At 42.6% G+C, this 25,917-nt stretch carries 20 protein-coding genes; 3 read left to right on the top strand and 17 right to left on the bottom strand.

Annotated features, from left to right (window positions below):
* Position 1: 1 nt before the first annotated feature.
* The 3 genes from CST_RS04590 to CST_RS04580 all read right to left on the bottom strand — a co-directional run bounded on the left by CST_RS04590 (position 2) and on the right by CST_RS04580 (position 3,584).
* Positions 2-844 carry a sugar ABC transporter permease gene (locus CST_RS04590; RefSeq protein ID WP_015358665.1) on the bottom strand — a complete coding sequence of 281 codons (843 nt, stop codon included), beginning with the start codon at positions 842-844 and terminating at the stop codon, positions 2-4.
* The gene (locus tag CST_RS04585; protein WP_015358664.1) at positions 841-2,145 is read right to left on the bottom strand and encodes an ABC transporter permease subunit; all 1,305 of its coding nucleotides are present in this window, start codon (positions 2,143-2,145) and stop codon (positions 841-843) included. Before CST_RS04585 ends, CST_RS04590 begins: the two co-directional genes overlap by 4 nt.
* A gap of 98 nt (positions 2,146-2,243) precedes the next feature.
* The gene (locus tag CST_RS04580) at positions 2,244-3,584 is read right to left on the bottom strand and encodes a sugar ABC transporter substrate-binding protein (RefSeq protein ID WP_015358663.1); all 1,341 of its coding nucleotides are present in this window, start codon (positions 3,582-3,584) and stop codon (positions 2,244-2,246) included.
* 437 nt (positions 3,585-4,021) lie between these two features.
* On the opposite strand from CST_RS04580, the gene CST_RS04575 reads away from it, so the two are divergent.
* Positions 4,022-5,092: an IS30-like element ISCth3 family transposase gene (locus tag CST_RS04575; RefSeq protein WP_003511744.1), complete on the top strand. Its 1,071-nt coding sequence runs from the start codon at positions 4,022-4,024 to the stop codon at positions 5,090-5,092.
* Positions 5,093-5,316: 224 nt separating this feature from the next.
* Here CST_RS04575 and CST_RS04570 read toward each other — a convergent pair whose 3' ends face one another.
* The 11 genes from CST_RS04570 to CST_RS04515 all read right to left on the bottom strand — a co-directional run bounded on the left by CST_RS04570 (position 5,317) and on the right by CST_RS04515 (position 19,752).
* Positions 5,317-6,339, bottom strand: coding sequence for a LacI family DNA-binding transcriptional regulator (locus CST_RS04570; protein WP_015358662.1), 1,023 nt, complete (start codon positions 6,337-6,339; stop codon positions 5,317-5,319).
* Between the two features lie 168 nt (positions 6,340-6,507).
* Positions 6,508-8,430: a sensor histidine kinase gene (locus CST_RS04565; RefSeq protein ID WP_015358661.1), complete on the bottom strand. Its 1,923-nt coding sequence runs from the start codon at positions 8,428-8,430 to the stop codon at positions 6,508-6,510.
* On the bottom strand, positions 8,427-9,125 hold the full coding sequence (locus CST_RS04560; RefSeq protein WP_015358660.1) for a response regulator transcription factor: 699 nt from the start codon (positions 9,123-9,125) through the stop codon (positions 8,427-8,429). Before CST_RS04560 ends, CST_RS04565 begins: the two co-directional genes overlap by 4 nt.
* A 29-nt stretch (positions 9,126-9,154) precedes the next feature.
* Positions 9,155-10,225 (bottom strand): lysylphosphatidylglycerol synthase transmembrane domain-containing protein, encoded by a 1,071-nt coding sequence (locus tag CST_RS04555; protein ID WP_015358659.1) that lies wholly within the window; start codon positions 10,223-10,225, stop codon positions 9,155-9,157.
* Between the two features lie 281 nt (positions 10,226-10,506).
* Positions 10,507-12,567: a glycosyl hydrolase 115 family protein gene (locus tag CST_RS04550; RefSeq protein ID WP_015358658.1), complete on the bottom strand. Its 2,061-nt coding sequence runs from the start codon at positions 12,565-12,567 to the stop codon at positions 10,507-10,509.
* A 213-nt stretch (positions 12,568-12,780) separates the two neighbouring features.
* Positions 12,781-13,722, bottom strand: a complete 942-nt coding sequence (gene fba / locus CST_RS04545) for a class II fructose-1,6-bisphosphate aldolase (protein ID WP_015358657.1) — start codon at positions 13,720-13,722, stop codon at positions 12,781-12,783.
* A 441-nt stretch (positions 13,723-14,163) separates the two neighbouring features.
* Positions 14,164-14,745 carry a lytic transglycosylase domain-containing protein gene (locus CST_RS04535; protein WP_015358655.1) on the bottom strand — a complete coding sequence of 194 codons (582 nt, stop codon included), beginning with the start codon at positions 14,743-14,745 and terminating at the stop codon, positions 14,164-14,166.
* Positions 14,726-15,325, bottom strand: coding sequence for a dephospho-CoA kinase (coaE, locus tag CST_RS04530; protein ID WP_015358654.1), 600 nt, complete (start codon positions 15,323-15,325; stop codon positions 14,726-14,728). Before coaE ends, CST_RS04535 begins: the two co-directional genes overlap by 20 nt.
* A 47-nt stretch (positions 15,326-15,372) precedes the next feature.
* Positions 15,373-18,069 carry a DNA polymerase I gene (gene polA / locus CST_RS04525; RefSeq protein WP_015358653.1) on the bottom strand — a complete coding sequence of 899 codons (2,697 nt, stop codon included), beginning with the start codon at positions 18,067-18,069 and terminating at the stop codon, positions 15,373-15,375.
* A gap of 118 nt (positions 18,070-18,187) precedes the next feature.
* Positions 18,188-19,135: an anti-sigma factor family protein gene (locus CST_RS04520; RefSeq protein ID WP_015358652.1), complete on the bottom strand. Its 948-nt coding sequence runs from the start codon at positions 19,133-19,135 to the stop codon at positions 18,188-18,190.
* Entirely contained in the window at positions 19,132-19,752 is a 621-nt protein-coding gene (locus CST_RS04515) for an RNA polymerase sigma factor (RefSeq protein WP_015358651.1), read from the bottom strand. Before CST_RS04515 ends, CST_RS04520 begins: the two co-directional genes overlap by 4 nt.
* 318 nt (positions 19,753-20,070) lie before the next feature.
* Between CST_RS04515 and CST_RS04510 the strand changes: the two genes are divergently transcribed.
* Both CST_RS04510 and CST_RS04505 read left to right on the top strand, forming a co-directional pair.
* Complete coding sequence (locus tag CST_RS04510; RefSeq protein WP_479694034.1) at positions 20,071-21,474, top strand: MurT ligase domain-containing protein; 1,404 nt, start codon at positions 20,071-20,073, stop codon at positions 21,472-21,474.
* A gap of 13 nt (positions 21,475-21,487) precedes the next feature.
* On the top strand, positions 21,488-22,234 hold the full coding sequence (locus CST_RS04505) for a type 1 glutamine amidotransferase (protein ID WP_015358649.1): 747 nt from the start codon (positions 21,488-21,490) through the stop codon (positions 22,232-22,234).
* Positions 22,235-22,268: 34 nt separating this feature from the next.
* Here CST_RS04505 and CST_RS04500 read toward each other — a convergent pair whose 3' ends face one another.
* The 3 genes from CST_RS04500 to asnS form a co-directional block, all read right to left on the bottom strand.
* Complete coding sequence (locus CST_RS04500) at positions 22,269-23,504, bottom strand: LL-diaminopimelate aminotransferase (protein WP_015358648.1); 1,236 nt, start codon at positions 23,502-23,504, stop codon at positions 22,269-22,271.
* Between the two features lie 64 nt (positions 23,505-23,568).
* A complete protein-coding gene (gene dapF, locus CST_RS04495) occupies positions 23,569-24,405 on the bottom strand; it encodes a diaminopimelate epimerase (protein WP_015358647.1) in 837 nt (278 codons plus the stop codon).
* 17 nt (positions 24,406-24,422) lie between these two features.
* On the bottom strand, positions 24,423-25,814 hold the full coding sequence (gene asnS / locus CST_RS04490) for an asparagine--tRNA ligase (RefSeq protein ID WP_015358646.1): 1,392 nt from the start codon (positions 25,812-25,814) through the stop codon (positions 24,423-24,425).
* Between the last annotated feature and the right edge of the window lie 103 nt (positions 25,815-25,917).

Genomic DNA, 25,917 nt, shown 5'->3' with positions numbered 1-25,917 from the left:
ATCAAATTTTCGAAGCGCCTTCCGATATACCCTGGATTAAATATTTCTGAAGGCTCAGGTAAAGTATTGTTATCGGAAGCGCCACAAGTATCGCTCCTGCTGCAAACATGGTGAATTCGGTATTCTGTCTTCCTGTAACCATTTCGAAAAGCCCTATCGCCAATGTTTTCTTGCTCGGCGTGCGCAGTACAAGACGGGCGAAAATATAATCCATCCACGGTCCTATAAAACTTGACACTGCGACAAAAGTTATAATGGGATAAGACATTGGCAGCATAATCTTTGTAAATACCGTAGCGTTCCCCGCTCCGTCAATTTTGGCCGCCTCGGGAATGGAGCGCGGAATTCCGTCGAAATATCCTTTGACGAGCCATGTAGACCCTGCTATATTACCTCCTGCATACACCAGAATTAAGCCCAGATGGGTATCCAGCAAACCTACCTGAAGAAGAAGTATGTATATCGCGATCATGCTCATAAAGCCGGGAAACATCGTCATAACAAGCATAAACATTAGTCCTGTTTTCCGTCCCTTAAAACGGAACTGGGAAAATGTATATGCAGTGATTATCACAAGGACCACAGTCAAAATCATTGATGCAAAGGATATTTTCAAGGTATTCCAGTACCACAGCGCATAATCCTTTTCGACAAACAAATCATGGTAATGCTTCGTGGTTAACTTCTCCGGAAACATTTGGGTTGAAAACAGTGAGTTTCCGGGGTTAAACGAGGCTATAACCACAAAATACAACGGCAAAATGGTGGTTATGGTTATGCATACTAAAATGAAATATATAAAACCCCTAATAATTCTCTGTTTTAAGGTAGGCTTCCTTTTCACTGTATCATATCCTCCTCTTTAAAAGACCTTGTTCTCCTGAAGTTAAATATGGAGATGGTGGCAATAATTATGAATATGATTATTGAAACCGCACATGCTTTGTTGAACTGGTTTTGCTCCAGCGTGAGTTTATAAATCCATGACAGCAGAATATCGGTGTGCCCTGCGTATTTATAGCTTGTATTAACCGGACCACCGCTGTTAAGGAAATGTATCAGATTAAAATTATTGAAATTGTACGCAAAACTCATAATCAACATCGGTGCGGTGGAAAACAGAACCAGCGGCAGTGTTATTTTAAAGAATTTCTGTATTGTGTTTGCGCCTTCGACCTCAGCAGCCTCATACAGATCCTTCGGAATCCCGGTTAAAACTCCGCTCATCAGCGCCAGAAAATACGGAAAACCAAGCCACAGGTTTACCGCCAAACATACAATTTTCACCCATGTGGGATCTCCGAACCACTGGATTCTTTCAAAACCCAACGAAACAAGCCACTTGTTCAGCGGGCCGAACTGCGCGTTAAAAATATTCCGAAATACAAGAATTGAAATATAGCCCGGAACTGCCCACGGCAGAATAAAAATCGTTCTCCAGAATTTCTTTAATTTTATTCCGTTGGAATTTATAATAACGGCAAAAATCAAACCACTGAAATAGGTTGTAACAGTGGAAAGTATCGCCCATACGACAGTCCACCGGAAAACGCCGAAAAACGTTTCCTTATACCCCGCCAGTGTGAACAGTTCCTTAAATGTCTGGAAGCCTACCCAGTCCACCAGTTTTCTCGGGGGTATATGATTTGGGGCGGAGTAATTTGTAAATGCGACCAAAACGCCGAAAATAAGCGGAACAACGGTTATAAAAAGAGTAAAAAACGCTGCCGGAGTAAGCATAAGGTACGGGAAACCCTTTTCGCCTACAAGCTTTAGCGACTGGATGAATTTGTTGGGCTGAATGTGATTGTCCCTCAGTTCTCCCACCTTATACGCATCCTGGCAGTTCAGATAATATAAAAGGGCAAAAACCAAAATCAGAACAATGGAAATGATTCCGTAAACCATCAGGAAAATTGAATGATCTCCCTGAACAATCTTGCCGTCAACAAAAGCCTGAGGTGTTTCCCCCAGCGTGTAAATTCCCCATAAACCATAACGGATGAACGGAAGCAGGCGGAATATAAATATAATTTCAATGAGCGCGAATAAAATTCCCTTAATAAACTGTCTGTTATAAATCTGACCAAGCCCCATGAACAAAATGGACAGCAGACATGCCCTCGAAGCATGGGATTTCATCATAACTCCCCCTTCAAATTAAACCCTCGTAGGTTACCGATGTGGCAACACACAACAGGCAGCAGTGAAACACTGCTACCTGTCATTAATAGTTTTTATATTTAATTATTTTTGTAAAAATCAGTTTCCATAATGTTATTCACAGCCCTGTCCAGCTCTGTTTTAATATCCGCATCAGGGTTATTCCATATTTCGGTTAATGCAATCTCCATATTGCTCCATACGGCCTGCATATGCGGTATTGAGGGCATGGGCTGGGAATGGACTGCCTGTTCAAGGAAACCGCTGTTTACCGGATTCTCCTTGATTTCGGGCTCTGAAAGCAGATCATTGCGTGTAGGAAGCTGGTTTGTCAATTCATAGCGTCTTAACAGCGCTTCCTTGCTTGTAAGGAACTGTGCCAGAAGTTTTGCGGCATTCGGGTAATCGGTATATGTATTGACGCAATATGTTCTGACTCCTGAAAAGGTTATAGGTCTTTGACCGTTGGGAAGCAACGGAAGAGGTGCGACTCCTACATCAATTCCTGCGTCCTTGTACGCCTTTATAGCCCATGGACCGTTAAAATCAAATAACAATTTGCCTTCTATGAATAACCCCGACTTGATATCGTAAGAAATGTCCTCTCTTTGAAGTGGAATTATTTCCTTAAGTGTTCTGTAAAATTCAAGAGCCTTTATCGACGCTTCGGAATTAAGACCTATATCATAGGGATCGGTGCCGTTGTTTCCGAAAACATAACCGCCATATCCACTCATAAAGGCATATACGTAATAGAAATTCCATACTTCCATCATAAAGCCGTATTTATTATTCTTCTTGTCAAGGAATTGCCTGCTGATTTCAATGAGTTCATCAAAGGTTTTAGGGGGTTCTTTTACAAAACTTTTGTTATATATCAATGCAGGTGTTTCAATTGCTGCGGGGAATCCGTACAATTGCCCGTCTATGGAACATGCCTCAACGGCGCTTTCAAAAAATTCGGACTTGTCAGACACATCATTGGGATAAATAAAACCTTGCTGATACATTTCGCCTAAATGGTCACTTGCGAGTATGAATACATCAGCCGCCAGTTTTGCAGGACCGTCGGTTTGAAGTTTTCCCGGAGCATCGGTATGGGAAACAGTGTCGAACGTAACTTCTATTCCATACTTTTCCTGAAATTTCTCAATCATCTCCAAAGCCCATTCTTTAACCCCTTCATCGTCCGAATCCCAGAGCCTCAGTTTCGCCCCCGGTTCAGGAACCAGTTCGCCTGTATCGGTATTGTTGCTTTCATTCGTCGCCGCAGGTGTATTTTGCTCATTTTTTGTTTCCTGAACCGCCGTCTGTTCCTGTTTGTTTGAAGTGTTTGAGCATGCCGTCCCGAGAAGTGCCACAGATAAAACAAGCATCATTACCAAAATTCTCTTTAGCCCACTAATCTTTTTTACATACATTTTAACATCCCCCTTTTAATTATTAACAAAGGTCAGTGACCTTATTATACACAACTTTTATGCATACGCTTTCCCACAAAATTAAGCCACAACAATTCCTCACGTTACCGTCTTTTCCCTGAATCATGTATTCCTGCAATCGGCTGTTTGGCTTAATTTCATTGCCTAATCATTTTCAGGCACATGTATATAAACATAAAAGCCGGGATGTTATAAATCAGTTTCAGTTTTAAATTTGTGCAATCGTTTGTACTAAATTAATATTACCATTAATTACATGCAGTGTCAATATTAAAAATTTGGGAAGGGGAAAAAGGGAAAAAAGGTTCGTTGTAAAATTAAATGCAACAGTAAAATGAAATAAAAAATTGACAACCATAGTGAGAAATCATGTATGATTTAGGTGTCCAATCCAAACATACAGGAGGTTCTCAACTATGGCTGTACAATATAAGTCTACCACAACTGAGCATAAGTTTAAACACTTAAGTGTTTATGAAAGAGGGCAGATTGCAGCTCTTTTAAAAGAAGGAAAGAGTCAACGTTATATTGCTAATAAACTAGGTCGCTCGCCAAGTACAATTAGCCGTGAAATTAAAAGAGGGACAACAATGCAGATGAGAACTGATTTATCGACATACAAAGTATATTTTCCTGAAACAGGGCAGGCAGTTTATGAGAAAAATCGTATGAATTGCGGAGCAAAGCGTAAATTGGCTCAAGTTGAAGATTTTCTTAAGTTTGCAGAAGATAAGATACTACGCGAAAAATGGTCTCCAGATGCAGTTGTTGGTTTATGTAGGAGAGACCCCAAGTGGCAAAATTCTACTATTGTATGTACCAAAACACTGTATAATTATATAGACCTGGGACTCATAAAAGTACGAAATATAGATTTAAATCTTAAACTACGTTTAAAATCTAAAATAAAAAGGATACGTCAAAACAAACGGGTTGTAGGGAAAAGCATTGATCAAAGGCCGGAAGAAGTACAATCACGTCAAACCTTTGGGCATTGGGAAATTGATACGGTAACAGGCAAAAAGTCTAACGATTCAGTAATTTTAACCTTAACTGAACGAAAAACCCGCTACGAGTTATTGTTTCTTTTGGACGCAAAAGACAGTAATACTGTTAACGAGGCACTTTCAGAACTTAAGAATTGTTATGGTAAGGATGTTTCAAATGTATTTCGCACTATAACGGCAGACAATGGTTCTGAATTTAGTAGACTATCCGAAATGTTACAAGGGCTAGGAATTGAAGCTTATTTCACTCATCCTTATTCCTCATGGGAGAGAGGAACTAATGAACGTCATAATGGACTTATTAGGCGTTTTATTCCTAAAGGAAAGGCTATAAAAGATTTTTCTGAAGAAACGATAAAACGGATACAACAATGGTTAAACAGCCTTCCACGAAGGATATTAGGTTACAAAACACCTGAAGAATGTTTTAATGAAGAGATACATAACCTGGTAAACAAAAATATATCAGCAATAGCCTGAGCCCTTCATCCAAGATATTTTAAAGCTCATTTGAGGGTAGTCAAGGGTAAAGACTTTGTCTTATCTATCGATAACCCTTGACTACCCTCTGCACTCGCTCAAGATAGTAGTTAAGAAGGGCTAAAAGATGATGTTGTACTTTAACACCTAAAATTATGGATGATTTCCACTATAGGTGTTGCATTTAATATTGCAATTTACAAAAAGGGAAAAAAGAAAAGGAATTACGATCCTTTTTTCATCGTAGACTCGCGTACTATCAACTGAAAAGGAATAATTGCCCTGTTAAAACTTTTAACCTCACTTTTTATGCTGTTCAGCAAAAGCTCAAATCCTTTCGCCCCAAGACTGAAAGCATTGATATCAACAGAAGTCAGGGGAGGTGTGAAATAACTTGACAGCGGTACATTGTTAAAACCTGCCACCGCCACATCCTCCGGAACCCTTAACCCTTTTTCGTTAAGGCATTTAATAGCGCCGAAGGCCAGCAAATCATCACAGGCAATAACACCTGAAGGTACTATGCCGCGATCCAGAAGTTTTTTCATCAGATCATATCCCGTGTCGTCAACAAACTTTCCCTCAACGATCAAATCTTCATTCAGCGGAATATTATTTTCCTTGAGAGCCATTTTATATCCCTTCAGTCTGTCGAGGGTGACCATGAATTTTTTATCCACTCCGAGAAAAGCTATATCAGTGCACCCCACTTCTATTAAGTGCCGGGTCATCTGATACCCTATTGAAACATTGTCATTATCAACCCAGTTAACTTCGTTTTCGTTATCAGGCCTTCCGACAATAACGAAGGGGAACTGAATTTCCTTGAGATAAGGGATTGTAGGATCATTTACTCCCGATGACAGTATAAGAAGCCCTTCAGTTATACCGCTTTGGGTCAAATCATTCACGATTTTTCTCTGTTCATCCATGTCGGTTACACTGGAAATGAGTATTTTATACTCATTTTTATACGCCACCGAAGCGACCCCTCTTAATATCTCAGGAAAAAACGGATGCTGAAAGGCTTTTTCAGTTGTTCCCATCACCAGAACACCGATAATGTTCGTCGACTTCCTGGCCAGGGAACGGGCTATTACATTGGGGTAATAATTCATCTCCTCCATTATTTTGAATATCTTTCTTTTTGTTGCCTTGCTTATCCTCGGACTGTCCGCAAGGGCACGGGATACGGTAGAAGGAGATACATTCGCGGCTTTTGCAATATCGTTAATTGTTACCCTCATATACAACCCACTTCCATTGATGCAACCGTTTGCTCACTTAAGTATATTATTTATTCAATTTATTGTCAATAGTTCAAAGTCAAAACAAGGAAAAACGGCCAAATCTGTTTTTGTGAACTATGATCAAAAAGTTTTAAAGTATGTATCTTATGACAAATAAAGCATTAATTAACTCACCGTGTCAAATTTCAGAATTACTTTAAACAAGTCTCCGTCTATATATAATTCCAGTTTTCCTTTCTGCAGTTCGGTAAGGCTTTTCGCTATCGAAAGCCCAAGGCCGCTGCCTTCGGTATTCCTTGATCTGTCGCCCTGCACAAACCTCTCCAAAAGCTCGTCGCTGGATATATTCAGCGGATATTTTGATATGTTTCTGAAGGTTATCACCGCCTGCCCGTTTATTTTTTCCAGGCTGATATATACCCTTGTTCCGGACATGGAATATTTGCATATATTGCTCAGCAGATTGTCAAAAACCCTCCACAGATGCCTCCCGTCGGCCAGTATATATATTTCCTCCTCAGGCTTATTCAAAACAAGCTCAAGTCCTGCATTTTTTATTCTTTCCTCATATTCCCCCACCGCCTGGGTGAACAGAACCCCTATTTCGGTCATGGACAGATTTACCGGCAAATTTCCCGTTGACGCTTTCGATGCTTCAATTAAATCCTCCGAAAGCTTTTTCAGCCTCATTGACTGGCGATCTAAAACATCTATATATTCTTTCAGTTTTTCATTTTCAATTTTCTCCTTTTTTATTAAATCCACATAGTTAATAATGGAGGTAAGGGGTGTTTTTATATCATGGGACACATTGGTTATAAGCTCGGTCTTGAAACGTTCACTTTTAAGTCTTTCTTCAACGGCTTTCGCCATGCCTTCTCCGATGCGGTTCAAATTTTCGCCGTGTTGCTTGAAGTCCCAGAACATATACTTCGTGTCTATCTGGTAATTCAAATCCCCTGCAGCTATTTTCTGGCCGCCCTTCTTAAGCTTCTGAAGGTTTATTGACACAAGAATTATCAAAGGAATAAGTATGATTTTCTCCAGAATCCAGAACATAATCAAAAAATCTGTGTTGTAAATTCCTATATACAGTCCGATGAACTCCAAAAACACAATACCTGACAGTACAAAAAGGGTTTTCACGGCAACGGGCAAATTTTGAAAGAAATATTTCATGAAATTTAAAAACATCTTGAAAAACCTTATAATAATGCTTATAACTCGGTAAATTAACGTGTTTTTCCACCATTTCCCCATTTTATACCTTGTGGCAAAGCTCATGCATACAAGTAAAAACAGCAGAACGTCAACAATGGCAAACAGTACGAAAAATATTATAAAACCGATGGTGTCCAGATAAGACACATAATTAAAAAACAAAGCAGCTTCCGCAACCACAACAATTAATACAGTCGTCAGCAGCAAGTCAAAGGGAATTTTATCAATCCCGTTTGGTACAACACCGTCTTTGCCCTTCCTTCTGCCTGCGCTGCACATCAGAAAAATAAACAGAATAATTGACAAAACAAGGGACAAGAGGATAACAGGAATCAATGCGTACCTTATCTTATATGCAAAATTCACCAGGCGATCGACGGTGTAATATAAGTCATCGGAATCAAGAGGATTTTTCACAAAACATTCCATTGCATAATTTTCATAAATTTCGTCAACATCAGAATTGCCTGATACATCGCTTATGTACCTTATATTACTGAAATTAAACATCCATGCGTACTGATATTCCTGACCGGAATAATTGCTGAGAAGAATGTCACCGTCCGAATTCTTAAGTATAAAGAAAAAATTCGTGCTGCGTACGGGAATGTCCTTTATATGATTATTTAACCTTTCCGGGTTATCTTTATTGGGAATAAAATAACGATAGTACACCGAACTGGCATATTCCCTTGTAATGTTTTCAAATATCTCTTCCTTTATACTTTCCACATTGGTTTCATAAAATCCATACTGGTATAGCACAATTACGCCTATAACTCCGCCGATAAACACCATGACCTGCATTACAAAAAGGAAAATGGCGACAACTTTGCCGGCCAGACTGTATGTGAGTTTGTTCATCATCCACCACTCCGCTCCATTTTATAGCCCTGTCCCCATACAACTTTCAAATACCTTGGTTCGGCAGGGTTTATTTCAAGCTTCTCGCGTAAATGCCTAATATGTACCGCCACGGTGTTTTCCGAACCAAAAGGGTTGTCATTCCATACCCGCCTGTAAATCTCTCTCGGCGAAAACACCTGTCCTGGGTTCTCCATTAAAAGTTTCAGAATTTCGAATTCCTTTGGCGTCAGGTTAACAGGTTCACCGTCAACCGTAACCGTTTTGGCCCTGTCGTCCAGTTCAATATTCCCGATCACTATGGTTGACGGTTTGACATTGGCACCTCCGAGCTGCATATAACGCCTTAGCTGCGATCTTACCCTTGCAATCACCTCAACGGGATTGAACGGTTTTGTTATGTAGTCATCGGCTCCCAGGTTAAGCCCCAATACCTTGTCTGTGTCTTCACTTTTTGCAGTAAGCAGAATTACAGGGATATTATATTTCTCCCTTATTTTCAGCATCGTAGTAATTCCGTCCATTTCAGGCATCATAATGTCCAGCAGCACAAGATGAATGTCATTGTTCTCTATAATTCTCAAGGCTTCTTTTCCCGTATAGGCTTCAAAGGTTTTATAATTTTCGGAAGACAAATAAATTTTCAAAGCCGAAACAATGTCCTTTTCGTCATCGCAGATCAATACGTTGTACGCCATATCATCCGTCCTCCGGCATAACTTCTGATCTAAGCCGCTTTCCCCGACCTGATCTGTTTTATTTCGGATTTAAAATTGCGCTCCCTTATAACCATAAGGTATACGCCTGAGAAAACAATGTTGAAGTAATAGGTCAAAAGTCTCCATATAAGTATCACCGATACTACAGGAGTTTTTGTAAAAAAATTCATGAAGAAGAAATAACTTATCCCCTCGGTTCCGCCCGCGCCGCCCGGAGAAGGTATATAAGCGGTTATCTGGCGGAGTATCGCCTGCGAAGTTACCATATCAAAGAAAGCGTCATACTTCCCTTCCAGGGAAACGAGCAGGAAATACGGAACCACGTAGCCCAAAAGCAAATTCACGAACTGGAAAACAAAAGCTACTGTAATGGCGCCTGCATCATTAAAAATCATTCTGCTTGCCCTGGCAAAATGCTCAATCTCTTCCTCCTTCTTTTTGCCGTATTTTTCAGGTTCCTTAATTATATGGCATTTCCCCAGAAGCTTAAAGACAAGATTGACGGTTTTTTTTGCGGCTGTTTTGTTAACCAGAAACAGCCCGTAAAATAATATTACTATTATATTTACCGAAATTCCGGCAATGAAAAACAAGTCAAACCTTTCCACCAGCCGGTACAAAGCATCGGCATTAAAAACATAGGAAAAAACGCTGAAAAGAAATACCGATGCCTGAAAAATGGTAGACTTAACCATTATGATATTGGCACAGCTTCCCATTGGTATACCGTCATCCATTAAATAACTCACCTGGAACGGCTCCCCGCCGCAGGCAAAAGGGGTAACCGAATTGAAATATACACCCGCCATAGTAACACGGAAAGATGTACGCCATGACGCCTTTCCATGTATTTTTCTCGTGATCACATAAAAACACGCCATTTCACACAGGTATGATAGCAAAACACATCCGACTGCCGCGAGCAGCCATTTTGCCTTCAGACTCATTAACAGTTCCTGAATTTCATCCATACTGTGGTGCCTGAACAGTATGAGCAGCATTATAACAAGCATTGACAAAATAAAAGCCAAGCTCACCGATGATCTCCGGCGAATACGCCTCTCTCCTGTATTTTGCATTCCAAAACGCCTCCAAAACGTGCTTTCCGATGTTTTTCCTCGCTGTCTGAACAATGCCATAAAAAACTGCGTAAATTACTACGTATTTTTTATGGGTAAGTATGGCAATTTATTCGGAAATTTCTGTGTTAAACAATCCATATCAATTATGTGCTTTTTTCTATTAAATTTAAATAGGCAAAATTCTTAATTATTTTTTAAGAAACCTTAAAAATCAGTAAAAAAAGGATATACGGCTTTCATCGTATATCCCGGAACTTATAAAAAGTTTTTAATTTTACTTATCCGAGCAGCTTTTCCTTCAGTTTCACCGCCAGTTCATCGTCGGATAACGGCTTCCGGTGCGTATTTTCGAGAAAAACTTTCTCGGTCATGATATATTCCCTGTACCAGATAAAGAAATCGGGACTGTCGCCATGCATCCGCAAATATTTCCTTAAAGTATCAAGGCTGTAGAGCGTGCTCTTTACATTGGTAAGCCAGTCAGCCCGATAGAAGTTTTTCCATTTGCCGTGTTCGCTTTCAGCCATTACATTCAGGCTTTCACCGTATTCCCACATGGACTGGGAAGCATATACGAAAGCCAGCGGATAATTGCCCTTTTCAAATTCAAAGAAGGATTTGCACAGCGAAATGAAACCCTTGCACCCCGAAAGAAGGAACCGTACCTGAAACAGAATATTGTCCTTAAAGAATACCGCTTCTTCCCGACGCAAACTGTTACAGGTGTCCACACATTTCTCTTTCAGTTTCTCAAAATTTTCGACTGCATTGATCATTTTTTCATAGAAGAATCTTACCTGCTCGGGGAAATCCAGCTCGCCTGTTGCCCACAACAAATCCTTTGCGGTTTCTTTTGTTTCACCTCTTACCCAGTGGCCTATAATCATTCGCGCGGGATGGTGATAGTATTCGTCACCGGCCGCATCGGACGGATTTTCCCCATAACGTATTGCATATCTGAAATAATCCCTGTAACAGCTTAAAGCTTTTTCCCAGGCAGCTGAGAAATATTTTTTACAGAAATTTTCCATGTGAACGCCGGTGTCAATGTCACCGTCGCTCCAGATTTTGCTTACCAGGTCAAGAAAATAAACATGCATCCTTATATTTCCGCAGTTAAGCAGGAGGTAATAATCTGCTCCCGCGTTAAAGGCCTTAACCAGCTCATTTTTTATAAATTCAGGCTGGCTTGGCATCATTACCAGATGATTGGACGCCTGCAGATCATGGAAGGTTATGTGGTAATACAGGCCGTGAGGGCCTACATCCTTATTTGTCGGAAGGGACGGTACTCTCGGATTATGGTTTCCCTGTCTTCTTGATACCATCTCACCGTACCCGTTGTCCGACCATATCTTTATCACCCCGTCAGGAAAATTAATTAATCCCTGCCTGTACAGTTCGGTTATTTCTCCGTAAAGATAGACGGCACATGGAGGATTATTTACGTACTTGCAAAGGATCTCGTACTGTCTGTGAATAACACGGCTGATTAGCTCTCCGCGTTTTTCAGGGGTGTCGTATTCCGGAGAGTTTTCCCAGAAAGGACAGTCTCCCTGGCCTCTGAACCCAAGCACCCAAATAACCTTTTCATCTTTTCGCTTCTTAATCGCATCTTCCCACAAAGCTTCATACAGGTCTTTGCTTTCGTCGTAACTTGGAGACTTATCGGGATATGCCCTGAGGAACATCTCGGCTCCAAGGGGTTCGGCGTGGTGATGTGTTATATAAAGTCCCATTTCTAAAGCAAGGTCCCAATGTACTCCTGTTCTTGGCAGATCGGTGCCCGGAATTACCATGTTTCCACCGCACCTGAGCAAAGTTTCAAAAACCGGCATCCATACCTCTTTTGGCGGCGGATAAACATCTGTCCATCCAATCAGGCATACCTCATCGTTTACAAACCATCCTCTGTACCTTACTTTTGGGCTTGGGGAAATGTAAACCCCCGGAGGTATTTCAATTCTTTCCCTCTTTTCAGGCTCTTTTTCCGTCCAAAACCAGAACCGATCCACTCCCAGATATTTTTCGCTGACATAAAGCAGTGCATAAATGATTCCCAAATCATCGCTTCCCGTTATATCCATTCTACAGGAATCATCTTTTTCATTTTTAAAAACCGATATTCTGAAGCATTCGGGCCTGCCTGCGATTTCATCACCCTGTCCGGCATAACGCACCACAACAGATGCATTCCCGTCGCTGTCGGTTGTCTCAGGACTTTTCCCGAAAACTTTCCGGAAATCCCTGAACAGGATCTCAGCCGCATGTTCCACCGGCTTCGTCATTGGTTTTGGAAGACAAAATGAAGTGTTTACATCCAGCACAAAACAATTCATAGACATTACCCCTTCAATCCGGTTGTGGCAATACCTTCCACAAGGTATTTTGGAATATTACCATATAATATTGTAACAGGAAGAAGAGAAACAGACATGATAAAAAATTTCAGCAACATTCTTTTCGCCTTCGGAATACAAGAAACAAACAGCCTCATAAGTGGGGATAAATAATTTAACGGCGCAGCCTTGAATGCCGCGCCGTTAATCTTATTATAATATCTCAGATGCCTTTCCTGCGCAACCGAGAACGTTAATCAGCTTATGTTTGACAAGTTTCTTGATTTCTTCCCTGGCCGGACCGAGATATTTTCTCGGGTCAAATTCGCCGGGATTTTCAGCAAAGAACTTGCGAATTGTAGCTGTCATTGCAAGACGGAGGTCGGAATCGATGTTAATTTTGCAAACAGCCATTGAAGCCGCTTTTCTAAGCATGTCTTCAGGAACTCCTTTTGCGCCGGGCATCTGTCCGCCGTATTTATTAATCATTTCCACATATTCAGGTATAACGGAGGATGCGCCGTGCAGAACTATCGGGAATCCGGGCAGTCTTCTCTGAATTTCTTCCAGAATGTCAAAACGGAGTTTCGGCTCGCCTTTGAACTTGTAGGCGCCATGGCTGGTCCCTATGGCAATGGCGAGGGAGTCTACGCCTGTACGTTCCACAAATTCCTCAACTTCATTGGGATCGGTATAAATCGCCTCATGCTCGGCTACCTTAACATCGTCCTCAACACCTGACAGACGCCCCAGCTCTGCTTCCACAACCACGCCTTTTGAATGGGCATAGTCGACAACCTGCTTGGTTATTCTTATGTTTTCTTCAAAAGGCAGGTGCGAAGCGTCTATCATCACCGATGTAAACCCGCCGTCAATACATGATTTGCACAGCTCGAAAGAATCGCCATGGTCGAGGTGCAGGGCTATCGGAAGACCTGTTTCTTCAATTGCGGCTTCGACCAGCTTCACAAGATAGGTATGCTTTGCATACTTGCGTGCTCCGGCGGACACCTGCAGAATCAAAGGCGCGTTAACTTCTTTGGCGGCTTCTGTAATACCCTGGATGATTTCCATATTGTTCACGTTGAAGGCGCCGATGGCGTAACCGCCTTCATAAGCTTTTTTAAACATTTCCTTTGTTGTAACTAACGGCAATTCTATTCACTCCTATCTATTTCAAAATATAAAAATTACACCCTTTGGTTAAGTTTGTTACAAAATTATCATTTTAATTTTATCAGACCATATAATAAAATCAAGTATGAATTTACTAAAAATAACATATTACTTGTTAAATTTAATTATTAAATGGGCATTATGTATAACTGCTTTTTAAGCGGAATATAGCCTGCTGAAACGTATTACAGTAAAAATCACTCCTGCCAACGCAGTGCCTTTCTTTTCCCCACTGCCTTGCGCGTCCTTTATGCTTTTTCCATTCTCAATGATAAGCGCTTTTGCTGATGTTTCAGCATCTCTCCCGCCGGTTTGCTCCCGTTCTTGTTCTTCAAAAAAACAAATTGGCAGAATAACAAGCACAGTCCGCCAAACGTGCAGCAAAAAACCGAAATGCAGGCCTTCCCGACGGCCTGTAATCTACCACGAATCCAGTTCGGGATACAGGGTTTTATATACAAAATATATTCTGTTCACGCGGACAAGATATTTTTCGGTTTCCTTATAAGGCAGGTATTTGATTTTTGAATTCTCCCAGCCGATATTGCCGGAATCAAGCCACCTGCTCACCGTTCCCTCTCCTGCGTTGTAAGCCGCAAGCGCCAGTTCACTGTTCCCGTTAAAGCGCTTTAACAAATAAGCCAGGTACCAGCATCCAAACCTGATGTTCAGTTCAGGATCGGCCAGTTGGTCAGCGGAAAACTCGTTTATTCCCAGCTCGGACGCTATCCACCTGCCCGTCGATTCGGTGATCTGCATAAGCCCGATTGCACCTTTGGGCGATACCGCTCTGGTTTTAAAGCCGCTTTCCGCCTTCATTACCGCGTAAACCATGGTTATTTTTATCTGATTGTCCCTCGCATATTTTTCAATAATTTCCAGGTGAGGAGTGGGAAACAAGCTCCTTAAAATCCTCGGGGCATGTATAAAAACCAAAATAAAAAAAAGAAGTATTGAACATATATATGAAAGCCTTTTTCTGTTACGGGCTATTCTTTTCATCTGACAGCAAACCCCAAACCTTTTCCTCCAGTTCTTTTAACGTACCATCATTATATATTATTTTATCGGCTATGGATATATACATTTCGTCCGGCATCTGGGACTGAATTCTCTTTTTGGCTTCTTCATACGTTAAGCCGCTTCTTTTCATTACCCTGTCAATTCTCACCGATTCTTCCGCCAAAACCACCCAGACGGTGTCCACGACGTCAAGGAATCCGTGTTCGATAGGAACAATGGCTTCAACTACAACAAGCTCTCTGCCTGAATCTCTGTATTCATCAACAAGCTTTATGATTACTTCGGCCACAATGGAATGGGTTATCTCATTAAGGCGCAGCAGTTCATCCTTATTTGAAAAAACAATATCTGCAAGCTTTTTTCTGTTGATTTTTTTATCCTCTCCGACTATATCGGCGCCAAAATGTTCTATAATTTTGTCATATGCCGGCATACCAGGTTCTGTTATCTGCTTTGCCACATCATCGGCAAAAATAATTTCGGCACCGTATTTCTGAAGTATCCGGGCAACAGTGCTTTTGCCTGAGCCAATTCCTCCGGTAAGACCTATCGTAAGCATTTTTTCACCCGTTTCTGCCAGTAAATTCTTCCAAGTATGCCACCATATCAGGAGGCTTCATACCAGTTTTTCCCGATTGAAACGTCGACAACAAGCGGCACACTCAATTCAACGGCCTCTTCCATGCACTTTTTGACAAGTTCCTTGACAGTCTCCAGTTCGTCTTCAAAAGTCTCAATAACAAGTTCGTCATGGACCTGGAGGATAAGCCTGGATTTAAGGCCGGATTCTTTCAAAGCCTTGTATACCTTCACCATCGCAATTTTAATAATATCGGCTGCAGTGCCCTGTATGGGCGTATTCATTGCAACCCTTTTTCCGAAAGAACGCTGGTGAAAATTTTTAGATGCAAGCTCGGGAAGGTATCTTCTTCTGTGGAACAGAGTTTCCACATACCCCTGTTCCTGGCCGACCCGCACAATTTCATCCACATAGGTTTTTACTTTGGGGTATTTGGCAAAATAGTCGTCTATATACCGCTTTGCTTCCTTCCGGGTAATTCCCAAATCCCGTGCCAGCCCGTAATCACTGATCCCGTACACTATGCCGAAATTTACGGCTTTTGCCTTTCTGCGCAGTTCCGGCGTCACATCTTCGGGAGCTACGTCAAATACCAGCGACGCCGTGGCCGTATGAATATCTTCCCCCTTAACGAAAGCATTTATCAGGGCTTCATCGCCTGTTATATGGGCAAGCACGCGAAGCTCTATCTGTGAATAATCGGCATCAACAAAAACAGCGTTTTCCGACGACGGAATAAAAGCTTTCCGTATTTCCCTTCCCATTTCGTGTCTGACTGGGATATTCTGTAAATTTGGTTCGGTACTGCTGATGCGGCCTGTAGCCGTAACCGTCTGGTTAAAACTTGAATGAATTTTACCGGTTACAGGATTTATCACTTTTTCAAGACCTTCGGCGTAGGTGGTGTAAAGTTTTGTAAGCTGGCGGTATTCTATTATGCATGGTATTATATCATGCTTGTAATAAAGCTCTTCAAGAACCTCGACGTCGGTGGAGTATCCGGTCTTTGTACTTTTTACAACGGGAAGCTTCAGTTTTTCGAATAATATGGTACCAAGCTGCTTCGTTGAATTGATGTTGAATTCTTCACCGGCCAGCATGTAAATTACCTTTTCCAGGTCTTTTATGCGTGACAGAAGAACTTCGCCGTATTCGTGAAGTTTTGCGGCGTCAACTTTGAAACCGTGGTATTCCATACTGGCAAGTACGGTTATAAGAGGAAGCTCTATGTCATTAAAAAGCTCCTCCTGCCGGTTTTCCTGAAGAACTTTTTTCTGCATCGGCCATATGTCAAAAATGGCTTTGACGTTATAAGCGCTGTAATCTTTCAGCCTTTCGGGCGGAATTTCAGAGTACTTTTTTGCTCCCTTTCCCTTGCCCAAAAGTTCGTCCAGCGACGGAACGCTGCGATTCAGGTATTTGTGAGAAAGGCTTGCTATAGGATAGCCGTTTCTTATGGAATCTATCAGGTATTCGGCAATCATAGTGTCGAAATAAAGGCCGTTCAGTTCAACATCGTGTTTCAGCAGCCAGGTTATAAATTCTTTTATATTGTGTCCGATTTTGTGAATATTTTCATTCTGCCACAGTTCTTTCAGCTCTGTTGCAATCAAATTCTCGGGGAGTGCAGTCCCGGTCTCGATATAAAAAACCTCATCCCCGGTGCACAAAGCCAGCCCTGAAAGACGGGAACTGTATGAATCCTCCCGGTCAATCAGTTGAAGGACGGAAATGTTTTTCTGGTTAAGCAGGTAAGCAATCCATTTCTTAAGATCCTCTGCCGCTGAAATATGGGTTATTTTAAGCTCTTCCGGCGCGGGAGGTAATTCTGTCACCTCAGCGGAAGCAAGATTCATTTTTGATATGATACTTTCAAATTCGAGTTTTCTGAAAACATTCAAAAGCTCTTTGCGGTTTATTTCTTTTCTTTTCAGATCCTCCAGCGAAGCACACAGCTCCAGATTTCTTACAATAGTACCCAGCTTACGGCTTAAAAACGCCTGATCCTTATATTCAATCAGCGATGCTTTCAGCTTAGGCTGTTTTATTTCATCAATATGCTCGTAAACACCTTCCAGTGTACCGTAGGCTGAAATAAGGCTTAACGCCGTTTTCTCACCCACTCCCGGAACGCCGGGTATATTATCTGACGAATCTCCCATTAAGCCTTTAACGTCAATAAGCTGATGGGGTAAAACTCCGTATTTGTCAATGATGGCCTGTTTATCATATACGTTGGTCTCTGTTTTTCCGGCTTTCGTCGAAGGCAGGATAACTTTCACCCTGTCGCTGATCAGCTGGAAAGAATCCCTGTCCCCCGTAAGGATTATTACGTCAAAATTCTCTTTTTCGGCCTTTAACGAAAGGCTGCCGATTATATCGTCGGCTTCATAACCTTCATGCTCTATTATGGCAATATTCATCGCCCTCAGTACTTCCTTCGCGAGGGGTATCTGCATTGCAAGTTCATCGGGCATGCCTTTCCGCTGCGCTTTGTATCCCTCATATAGACCGTGCCGGAAAGTTTTTGCCCTAAGATCGAAAGCAACGGCAATATAATCAGGGTTTTCCTCTTCGATATATTTGTTCAATATATTTACAAAAGCGAAAACCGCATTGGTATACAGACCTGTGGACGTAGTCAGCATGGATCGCCCCGACAGGGCATAAAAACCGCGGTTTAAAATACTGTTTCCGTCTATAAGGATTATTTTTGGATTCATTTGCCCCTCCCGGTGTATTTCAGGGTGAAACAGTCCCTGAGCATAAACCGAACTCCTCCGAAGGGAGGAGTTATCATAACAATAATACACTATTTTAATCACGGTGGAAAGGGATTATCTACTTTTTCTTTTCTATTATGATTTTTATACATTCGGTTTCGTCTTTCGCTTTACTGTCGGGAGGGGCTGATTCCACCTGAATGTCGGAGAAGGTCGACTTCATCTCTTCCACAAAACTTCTCTGCGCTTCTTCACTGCTGTAAACCAGTTTCAGCTCAACATAGCCGTTCGGTCTGTTTCCCCTGCATGCGTTGATTGAATCCATCAGATAAGCCGAATTATTTTCACGGGACATGCCAATTTTCTCATCTATTTCCATTATTGATTTTATTGCCTTGTCTATATCATCCACAACTATGACAATCTCGGTATCATAATCGTATTCCTCGGTTTTAGGTTTTACTACACTTTCGTTAAACTGCAGGGCGACTTTACCGTCTTTCGGCTCCTGATCCCCTTCAGCAGCATCGTTCTGCACTTTCATGCTTTTGTTATAAGCGAAATCTTGCTTTTTTGCACTGTCGCTTCCCGTTTTTTCGGCACTGTTTACGCCGACGCTAACCGACGTATCTTCAGAACTTTCGGGAACCAAAAACTCTACACTCGTAGGCCCCGCAGCCATAGGTGCTATTTCGGACTCCGTATTTTGCTCCGGCATCGACTTGTCGCTGAAAAACCCAAAACGCACCGCGACCCCAAGGGTAATTACTATAAGAAAACCGGCCGCAATCTGAGAAAACAGTTTTACTTTCACTTTTTTATCTCTTTCAGCCAGTATTTCCTTACGTGCTTCTTCAAGCCGTACACGCAGGGAGGAATCAAATCCGTCGGGTAATTCTTCTTCCAGTTCACCACATGCAGTCACAATCGCCCTTAATATCTCCAGCTCACGGGAACATGATGCGCATTCCCTGTGATGTTCTTCCAGGTTATTCCTTTCGTTCTCCGGCATTTCGCCGTCGAGATAGGCCGACAGATTTTCCTTGCAATATTCACACCTGTTCATGAAATTCCCCCCTTCCTATCATATTTGACGACATAATCCTTAAAAAGTTCCGATCTTTGCATTACAATCTTTTTCAGCCCGGCCCTTGCACGGTTAATTCTTGATTTTATTGTTCCCTCATTCACTTTAAGGGTATTCGCAATCTCCTTATATGACAGGTTCAATATATCCCTGAGTATCAAAACCTGCCTGTGTTCCTCAGACAGCGCATCCATTGCATCCCTCACCAGTTTCTTCAGCTGCTTTTTTTCAGCCAGTCCATCAGGGCCTGGGGATTCTTCCTCAATCTGCAGCCCCTGCTGATTATCATTGGAAGCAGCCCCCTGTTCCATGGAAATCAGCGTGACTTTGTTCCTTTTTCTTAAAAAATCGGTACAGATGTTTATGGTTATTCTGTATAACCATGTGGAGAAGCTGGAATCACCTCTGAATTTCCCGATTGAAGTAAATGCCCGCACAATGGCCTCTTGAGCAAGTTCCTGAGCATCTTCCGGATTTCCCGTCATTCTTAGCGCTATATTATAAACCTTTTTCTGATGGGACTGAATCAGAGTTTCAAAAGCTTCAACATCTCCGCCGACTGATAATTCTATCAGCTTTTTTTCCGCTGTGTCCAATTCTTAACCCCCTCTGCACGTGATGTCCCATGCCTACGGTCAGCAACCCCTAATCTTTCAATATCATCGGCACCCGATTGCAGGCAAAACAACACGCTGTCCGGCAAATTACCTTATATTGTATACCATTTATGACTATTGTATAATAAAAATATTGTGATTTCCACAATAAAATCCGTTTGACAATTTCGCAAAAATGAAGTTTAATATTCGCGTTCGGTATTTTAAGCCTGAATACTGTTTTATGGAAAAATTTTCAGGTTAAACTTATATATAATCGTGTAACGCCGATTACGTTATTAAGGAGCATGTATGTTAATGAACAGATTAATAAACAAAATACTGTTTTATTTGGCACTTTTCATCGGTAAAGCCGCAATACACCTGCTGCGTATTACCGGCCGGGGCGGTACAAGCCTTCCGGGCAAGCTTGCAATGGCCGTTTGCCCTGAAATTCTCAGAATTCTCGGCTCAAAATACAGAATAATCATGGTTACCGGTACAAACGGAAAAACCACCACTTCCAGAATTATAGAACAGATTTTGACTGAAAACCAGATTAAATATGTTTCAAACAAATCCGGGGCCAATCTGTTAAGCGGCCTTGTAACAACTCTTATTTCGGATGTCAGGCTCAACGGTTTGCCTACGTCGGCCACTGCCCTGCTGGAAGTGGATGAAGCCGCTTTTCGTGCGGCTTCGAAATATGTACATCCTGCCGTACTGGTGGTTACAAATTTTTTCAGGGATCAGCTTGACAGGTACGGTGAACTGTACACTACCGTGGAAAGAGTCAGGGAAGGCATATTAAACAGCCCTGAGACAACGTTGATACTGAACGGCGATGATTCACTTTGTGCGTCGCTGGGCAGAAATGTCAATAATCCGGTCATTTATTACGGTATGGATAAGCCGGAGGAAACCGGCGAAGAAAAAGGCGCATACGAAAATAACGATGCTTCATTCTGTTTATACTGCAAGACCAGATATGAATACCTGTATCATATTTACAGCCACCTGGGGCATTTCAAATGTCCGGGATGTGGATATGAACGTCCTGAGCCGCTGGTGCACGTTGTAAGGGTACCCGCAATGACCGGCGAGTTTTCGGTGGCGGTTATCGGTACTCCTTCGGGAAATTTCGAGGCCCATATAAACCTGCCCGGCCTGTACAATATTTACAATGCCCTTGCCGCCGTTACCTTTGCCGAAGTGCTTGGGTTCTCCCATGAAAAAACAATAAAGGCGCTCGCTCATTTCGAAAGCGGCTTCGGGCGCATGGAATCTATCCCGTTGGGGGACAAGAACATACAGGTCATTTTAATTAAAAATCCCACCGGCTTAAGCCAGGTATTGAAATATCTTGCAACGGTTGAGAAAAAATCGGTGATCTGCTTTATGATTAACGACAGGCTTGCGGACGGAACAGATATTTCTTGGCTTTACGACGTGGATTTCGAGCCGCTGAGGGAAATTCAAAACCGCGTGTCGAGAATTTTCGTATCGGGCACACGGGCCGAGGATATGGCTGTGTGCCTCAAATATGCGGGTATTTTCACCGACAGTATAACGATTGAGAAAAATAACCGCATAATGCTTGACTCAGCCCTTAACATGCTTAATGCGGGCGAAACCCTTTATATACTTCCGACGTATACTGCGTTGCTGGATATAAGGAAACTGCTGAAAAAAAGATTTAAACTGAAGAATTTCTGGCAGTGAAAGAGGAATTTTTATGTATGAAATCAGCATTTGCCATCTATATCCCGATCTTCTGAATTTGTACGGTGATTACGGAAATATTCAGGCTCTGGTCAGAAGACTTGAATGGCGTGGAATTAATGTGCAGGTTCACCCTGTTTCAATCGGCGACCCGTTTGAGCCGGAAAAATATGACATTGTTTTTATCGGCGGTGGTCAGGACTTTGAACAGGATATTCTGCACAAGGACCTTCTGACTGTTAAAAAGAAACCGCTCATTGAAGCAGTGGAATGCGGAACGGTTTTTCTGTGCATTTGCGGCGGTTATCAGTTGATGGGGCAATATTATAAACTCAGCAACGGTACCGAAATCGAATGCCTCGGTGCCATGAATCACTGGACGATAGGTCATGAAAAGCGCCTTACAGGGAACCTGGTATTCAGGATTGACGGCCTGAATCAACAGCCCGACAGTCTGGTTGTGGGTTTTGAAAACCATTCGGGAAAAACTTATCTTGGCGACGGGGTAACGCCTCTCGGAAAAGTGGTCTACGGCTATGGCAATAACGGTGAAGACGGATACGAAGGCGCAAGGTATAAAAACGTTTTCTGTTCATACAGCCATGGAAGCCTGTTGCCGAAGAACCCTGGGCTTACCGATGAACTGATCACCATCGCCCTTAAACGAAAATACAGGGACTTCGTATCGCTTCAGCCGCTTAACGACCGAATAGAAATGCTGGCACGGGAAAGCATGATAAAAAGATTGCTGAAAAAATAAAACAAACGGGCTGCAACATTGCAGCCCGTTATTTTCAGAACCTGACACTTTTTATCCTTTCAATTGCTTTTACCGTGTTTTCACGACTGCCAAATGCGGTGAGCCTGAAATACCCCTCTCCGCTCGGTCCGAAACCCACGCCAGGAGTTCCTACCACATGGGCGTTATTCAGAAGTTTGTCAAAGAATTGCCACGAATCATAGCCTTCGGGTGTTTTCAGCCAGATATACGGTGAATTTACACCGCCGAACACCTTAAGCCCCGAAGACGCCAGACCTTCACGGATTATTCTTGCATTCTCCATGTAGTACGCTATTACTTCACGAATCTGTCTCTGCCCTTCTTCACTGTAAACCGCCTCTGCGCCCCGCTGAACAATATAGGCCACTCCGTTGAATTTCGTTGAGTGTCTTCTGTTCCACAGGGCATTAAGTTCAACGGCCTCTCCCGATTTGGTATAACCCTTTACGGATTTAGGCACCACTGTATAAGCGCATCTCGTACCCGTAAATCCCGCATTTTTCGAAAAACTTCTGAACTCAATGGCAACTTCCTTCGCACCTTCTATTTCATAAATGCTGTGCGGTATTTCGGGCTGGGTGATGTACGCCTCGTATGCGGCGTCAAACAAAATTACCGCTTTGTTTTCCCTTGCATAATCCACCCATTCTTTTAACTGTTCTTTCGTAAGAGTGGTCCCTGTAGGGTTATTCGGATAGCATAAATAAATCATGTCCACCTTTTTATCCGGCAGAGCGGGAATAAAATTATTCTCGGCAGTACATGGCAAATATACAAGATTGGTCCATTTTCCCGTTTTGCTGTCGTAATCGCCCAGCCTTCCCGCCATTGCGTTGCTGTCCACATAAACAGGATATACCGGGTCTGTTACAGCGACAACATTATCAGGCCCGAAAATTTCCTGCATGTTTGCAGTATCGCTTTTCGCACCGTCGCTGATGAACACCTCGTCCTTTGATAACTCAATTCCTCTTGAATTATAATCATGCCTGATGATTTTCTCTATCAGAAAATCATAACCCTGTTCAGGGCTGTACCCTCTGAAGGTTTCAGCTTTTGCCATTTCATCGGTGGCTCTGTGAATTGCTTCTATTACCGCCGGCACCAACGGAAGCGTCACATCGCCAATACCAAGGCGTATTATGTCAGCATCTGGATGTTCCTGTTTAAATGCATTCACTTTCCTCGCTATATTGGCAAAGAGATAACTGCCGGGCAGTTTCAGGTAATTCTCATTTACATATGCCATAGCTGTTTCCTCCAAATCTTAAACAACCAAAAAATATTGCCGCGTTAAAGTCAAATATCTGGTTTTATATATCAAGAAAACCTGTAAACACATGGGTTGCCGGACCGGTTTTGTACACGTGGTTATTATTCTCGTCCCATTCTATTGTTAAATTGCCTCCGAGCAGTTCAACCGTTGCCTTTCTGTCGGCAATACCGTTGAGATACGCGGCCACAAGCACGGCGCATGCACCTGTACCGCATGCCATGGTTTCGCCCGCTCCGCGTTCCCAAACCCTCATTCTCAGGTAACTTCTGTTTATCACTTCAACAAACTCAGCATTAACTCTGTTCGGGAACAGGGAATGGTTTTCCATCTGCGGACCTATTTTTTCAAGCGGAAAATCCTTTACGTTCCCGACAAAGGTCACCGCATGGGGATTTCCCATTGAAACGCATGTAACGTGATATACTTCGCCACCGATTTTTACAGGTTCATTTATAAACTTTTCCTTGCCGCTGTCCACAGGGATGTCCCGGGGGTTAAGCATGGGTTCGCCCATATCCACTTTGACGGACTCCACTTTTCCGTCCTTGCCGGTGAAAAGTTCCAGAACCTTTATTCCCGCAAGGGTTTCCACCGTTACAGTTTTTTTGTCGGTCATCCGGTTGTCATATACGTATTTACCAACACAACGGATGGCATTACCGCACATTTCGGCCTCTGAACCGTCGGAATTGAACATCCGCATTCTGAAATCGGCTTTTTCGGAGGGCAGGATTAAGACCAGGCCGTCAGAGCCTACTCCGAAATGCCGATTGCTTACAAACCTCGCCAGTTCAGACGGGTTTTCAACCCTTTCCTCAAAACAGTTTACATATACATAGTCATTTCCAATGCCATGCATTTTCGCAAACTTCATATTCAGTCTCCCATAAATTAAAACTCGGCATGGTTGACCGTTCTTGGGAACGGTATTACGTCCCGGATATTTTGCATTCCCGTTATATACATCAGCGCTCGTTCAAAGCCCAGGCCGAAACCTGCATGTTTAACGGTACCGTACTTTCTCAGCTCAAGATACCACCAGTAATCCTCCATTTTCATTCCCAATTCCTTAATCCTTCGCTCAAGATAATCATATCTTTCTTCGCGCTGGCTTCCGCCGATGATTTCGCCCACACCCGGAACAAGCAAATCCATTGCTGCAACCGTCTTTCCGTCATCGTTCAGCCTCATGTAAAATGCCTTAATGTCTTTCGGATAATCGGTGACAAAAACAGGTTTCTTAAAATACTTCTCGGTCAGGTATCTCTCATGCTCTGTCTGCAAATCGCATCCCCAGTAAACAGGGTACTGGAAATCCTGATCGGCCTTTTCAAGGATTTTTATGGCGTCGGTATAGGTTACATGCTCAAACTGTGAATCTTTCACAAGAGTTAGCCTTTCAATAAGGCCGTTGTCAATAAAGTTATTGAAAAATTCCATTTCTTTCGGAGCGTTTTCCATTACATAGTTAATGACGTATTTCAGCATGGCTTCGGCCAGTTCCATATCGTCCTTCAAATCTGCGAAGGCAATCTCAGGCTCAACCATCCAGAACTCGGCAGCGTGCCGGACAGTATTGCTGTTTTCGGCCCTGAACGTGGGTCCGAAGGTGTAAACCTTTGAAAAAGCCATGCAGTAGGTTTCCACCGAAAGCTGGCCGCTTACCGTCAGATAGGTTGACTTGCCGAAAAAGTCTTCCGAGAAGTCCACCGCTCCGTCATTGTTCCTTGGCAGGTTATCCAGATCGAGGGTGGTAACCCTGAACATTTCGCCCGCACCCTCACAGTCACTGCTGGTGATAATGGGAGTGTGGACATAAACAAACCCGTTTTCCTGGAAAAACTTGTGAATGGCATACGCCAGCAGCGAACGCACCCTGAACACCGCCGAAAAAGTGTTGGTTCTTGGTCTCAGGTGTGCTATTGTTCTTAAAAATTCAAAAGAATGCCTTTTCTTCTGCAGCGGGTATTCGGGAGTTGACGTTCCTTCAACCGTAACCGAAGTTGCCTTTATCTCAAAAGGTTGTTTTGCCTGTGGTGTCAGCACCAGATTGCCTTTTACCACAAGACTACTTCCCACGTTAAGCTTTGAGACTTCCATAAAGTTCGGAAGCTGATCATCAAATACGATCTGTAGGTTCTGCAGACATGAACCGTCGTTTAATTCAATAAACCCGAAAGTTTTGGAAAGGCGGATGGTGCGAACCCAGCCGCAAACCGTCTGTTCACTTACAGTGTAGCGGGACGGGTCTTCATACAGTTTCCTTATTTCAGTTCTCTCCATTGTTTCATCTCCTGTCAAAGGCTTAATTTCTACATATTATACCACTTATAAAACAAAAAACCGATATATCATAATAATATATTCTAAATTGTAAAAACTCAAC

This window comes from Thermoclostridium stercorarium subsp. stercorarium DSM 8532 (assembly GCF_000331995.1).
Lineage (GTDB): Bacteria > Bacillota > Clostridia > DSM-8532 > DSM-8532 > Thermoclostridium > Thermoclostridium stercorarium.
The sequence above is the reverse complement of the archived record's forward strand: the minus strand, read 5'-3'. Positions and strand labels throughout refer to the sequence as shown.

Coding starts and splice junctions, on each gene's coding strand:
- CST_RS04585 (WP_015358664.1), bottom strand. CDS start 2,145: ATGATGAAATCCCATGCTTCGAGGGCATGTCTGCTGTCCATTTTGTTC.
- CST_RS04580 (WP_015358663.1), bottom strand. CDS start 3,584: ATGTATGTAAAAAAGATTAGTGGGCTAAAGAGAATTTTGGTAATGATG.
- CST_RS04575 (WP_003511744.1), top strand. CDS start 4,022: ATGGCTGTACAATATAAGTCTACCACAACTGAGCATAAGTTTAAACAC.
- CST_RS04570 (WP_015358662.1), bottom strand. CDS start 6,339: ATGAGGGTAACAATTAACGATATTGCAAAAGCCGCGAATGTATCTCCT.
- CST_RS04565 (WP_015358661.1), bottom strand. CDS start 8,430: ATGATGAACAAACTCACATACAGTCTGGCCGGCAAAGTTGTCGCCATT.
- CST_RS04560 (WP_015358660.1), bottom strand. CDS start 9,125: ATGGCGTACAACGTATTGATCTGCGATGACGAAAAGGACATTGTTTCG.
- CST_RS04555 (WP_015358659.1), bottom strand. CDS start 10,225: ATGCAAAATACAGGAGAGAGGCGTATTCGCCGGAGATCATCGGTGAGC.
- CST_RS04550 (WP_015358658.1), bottom strand. CDS start 12,567: ATGAATTGTTTTGTGCTGGATGTAAACACTTCATTTTGTCTTCCAAAA.
- CST_RS04535 (WP_015358655.1), bottom strand. CDS start 14,745: ATGAAAAGAATAGCCCGTAACAGAAAAAGGCTTTCATATATATGTTCA.
- coaE (WP_015358654.1), bottom strand. CDS start 15,325: ATGCTTACGATAGGTCTTACCGGAGGAATTGGCTCAGGCAAAAGCACT.
- polA (WP_015358653.1), bottom strand. CDS start 18,069: ATGAATCCAAAAATAATCCTTATAGACGGAAACAGTATTTTAAACCGC.
- CST_RS04520 (WP_015358652.1), bottom strand. CDS start 19,135: ATGAACAGGTGTGAATATTGCAAGGAAAATCTGTCGGCCTATCTCGAC.
- CST_RS04510 (WP_479694034.1), top strand. CDS start 20,071: ATGAACAGATTAATAAACAAAATACTGTTTTATTTGGCACTTTTCATC.
- CST_RS04505 (WP_015358649.1), top strand. CDS start 21,488: ATGTATGAAATCAGCATTTGCCATCTATATCCCGATCTTCTGAATTTG.
- CST_RS04500 (WP_015358648.1), bottom strand. CDS start 23,504: ATGGCATATGTAAATGAGAATTACCTGAAACTGCCCGGCAGTTATCTC.
- dapF (WP_015358647.1), bottom strand. CDS start 24,405: ATGAAGTTTGCGAAAATGCATGGCATTGGAAATGACTATGTATATGTA.
- asnS (WP_015358646.1), bottom strand. CDS start 25,814: ATGGAGAGAACTGAAATAAGGAAACTGTATGAAGACCCGTCCCGCTAC.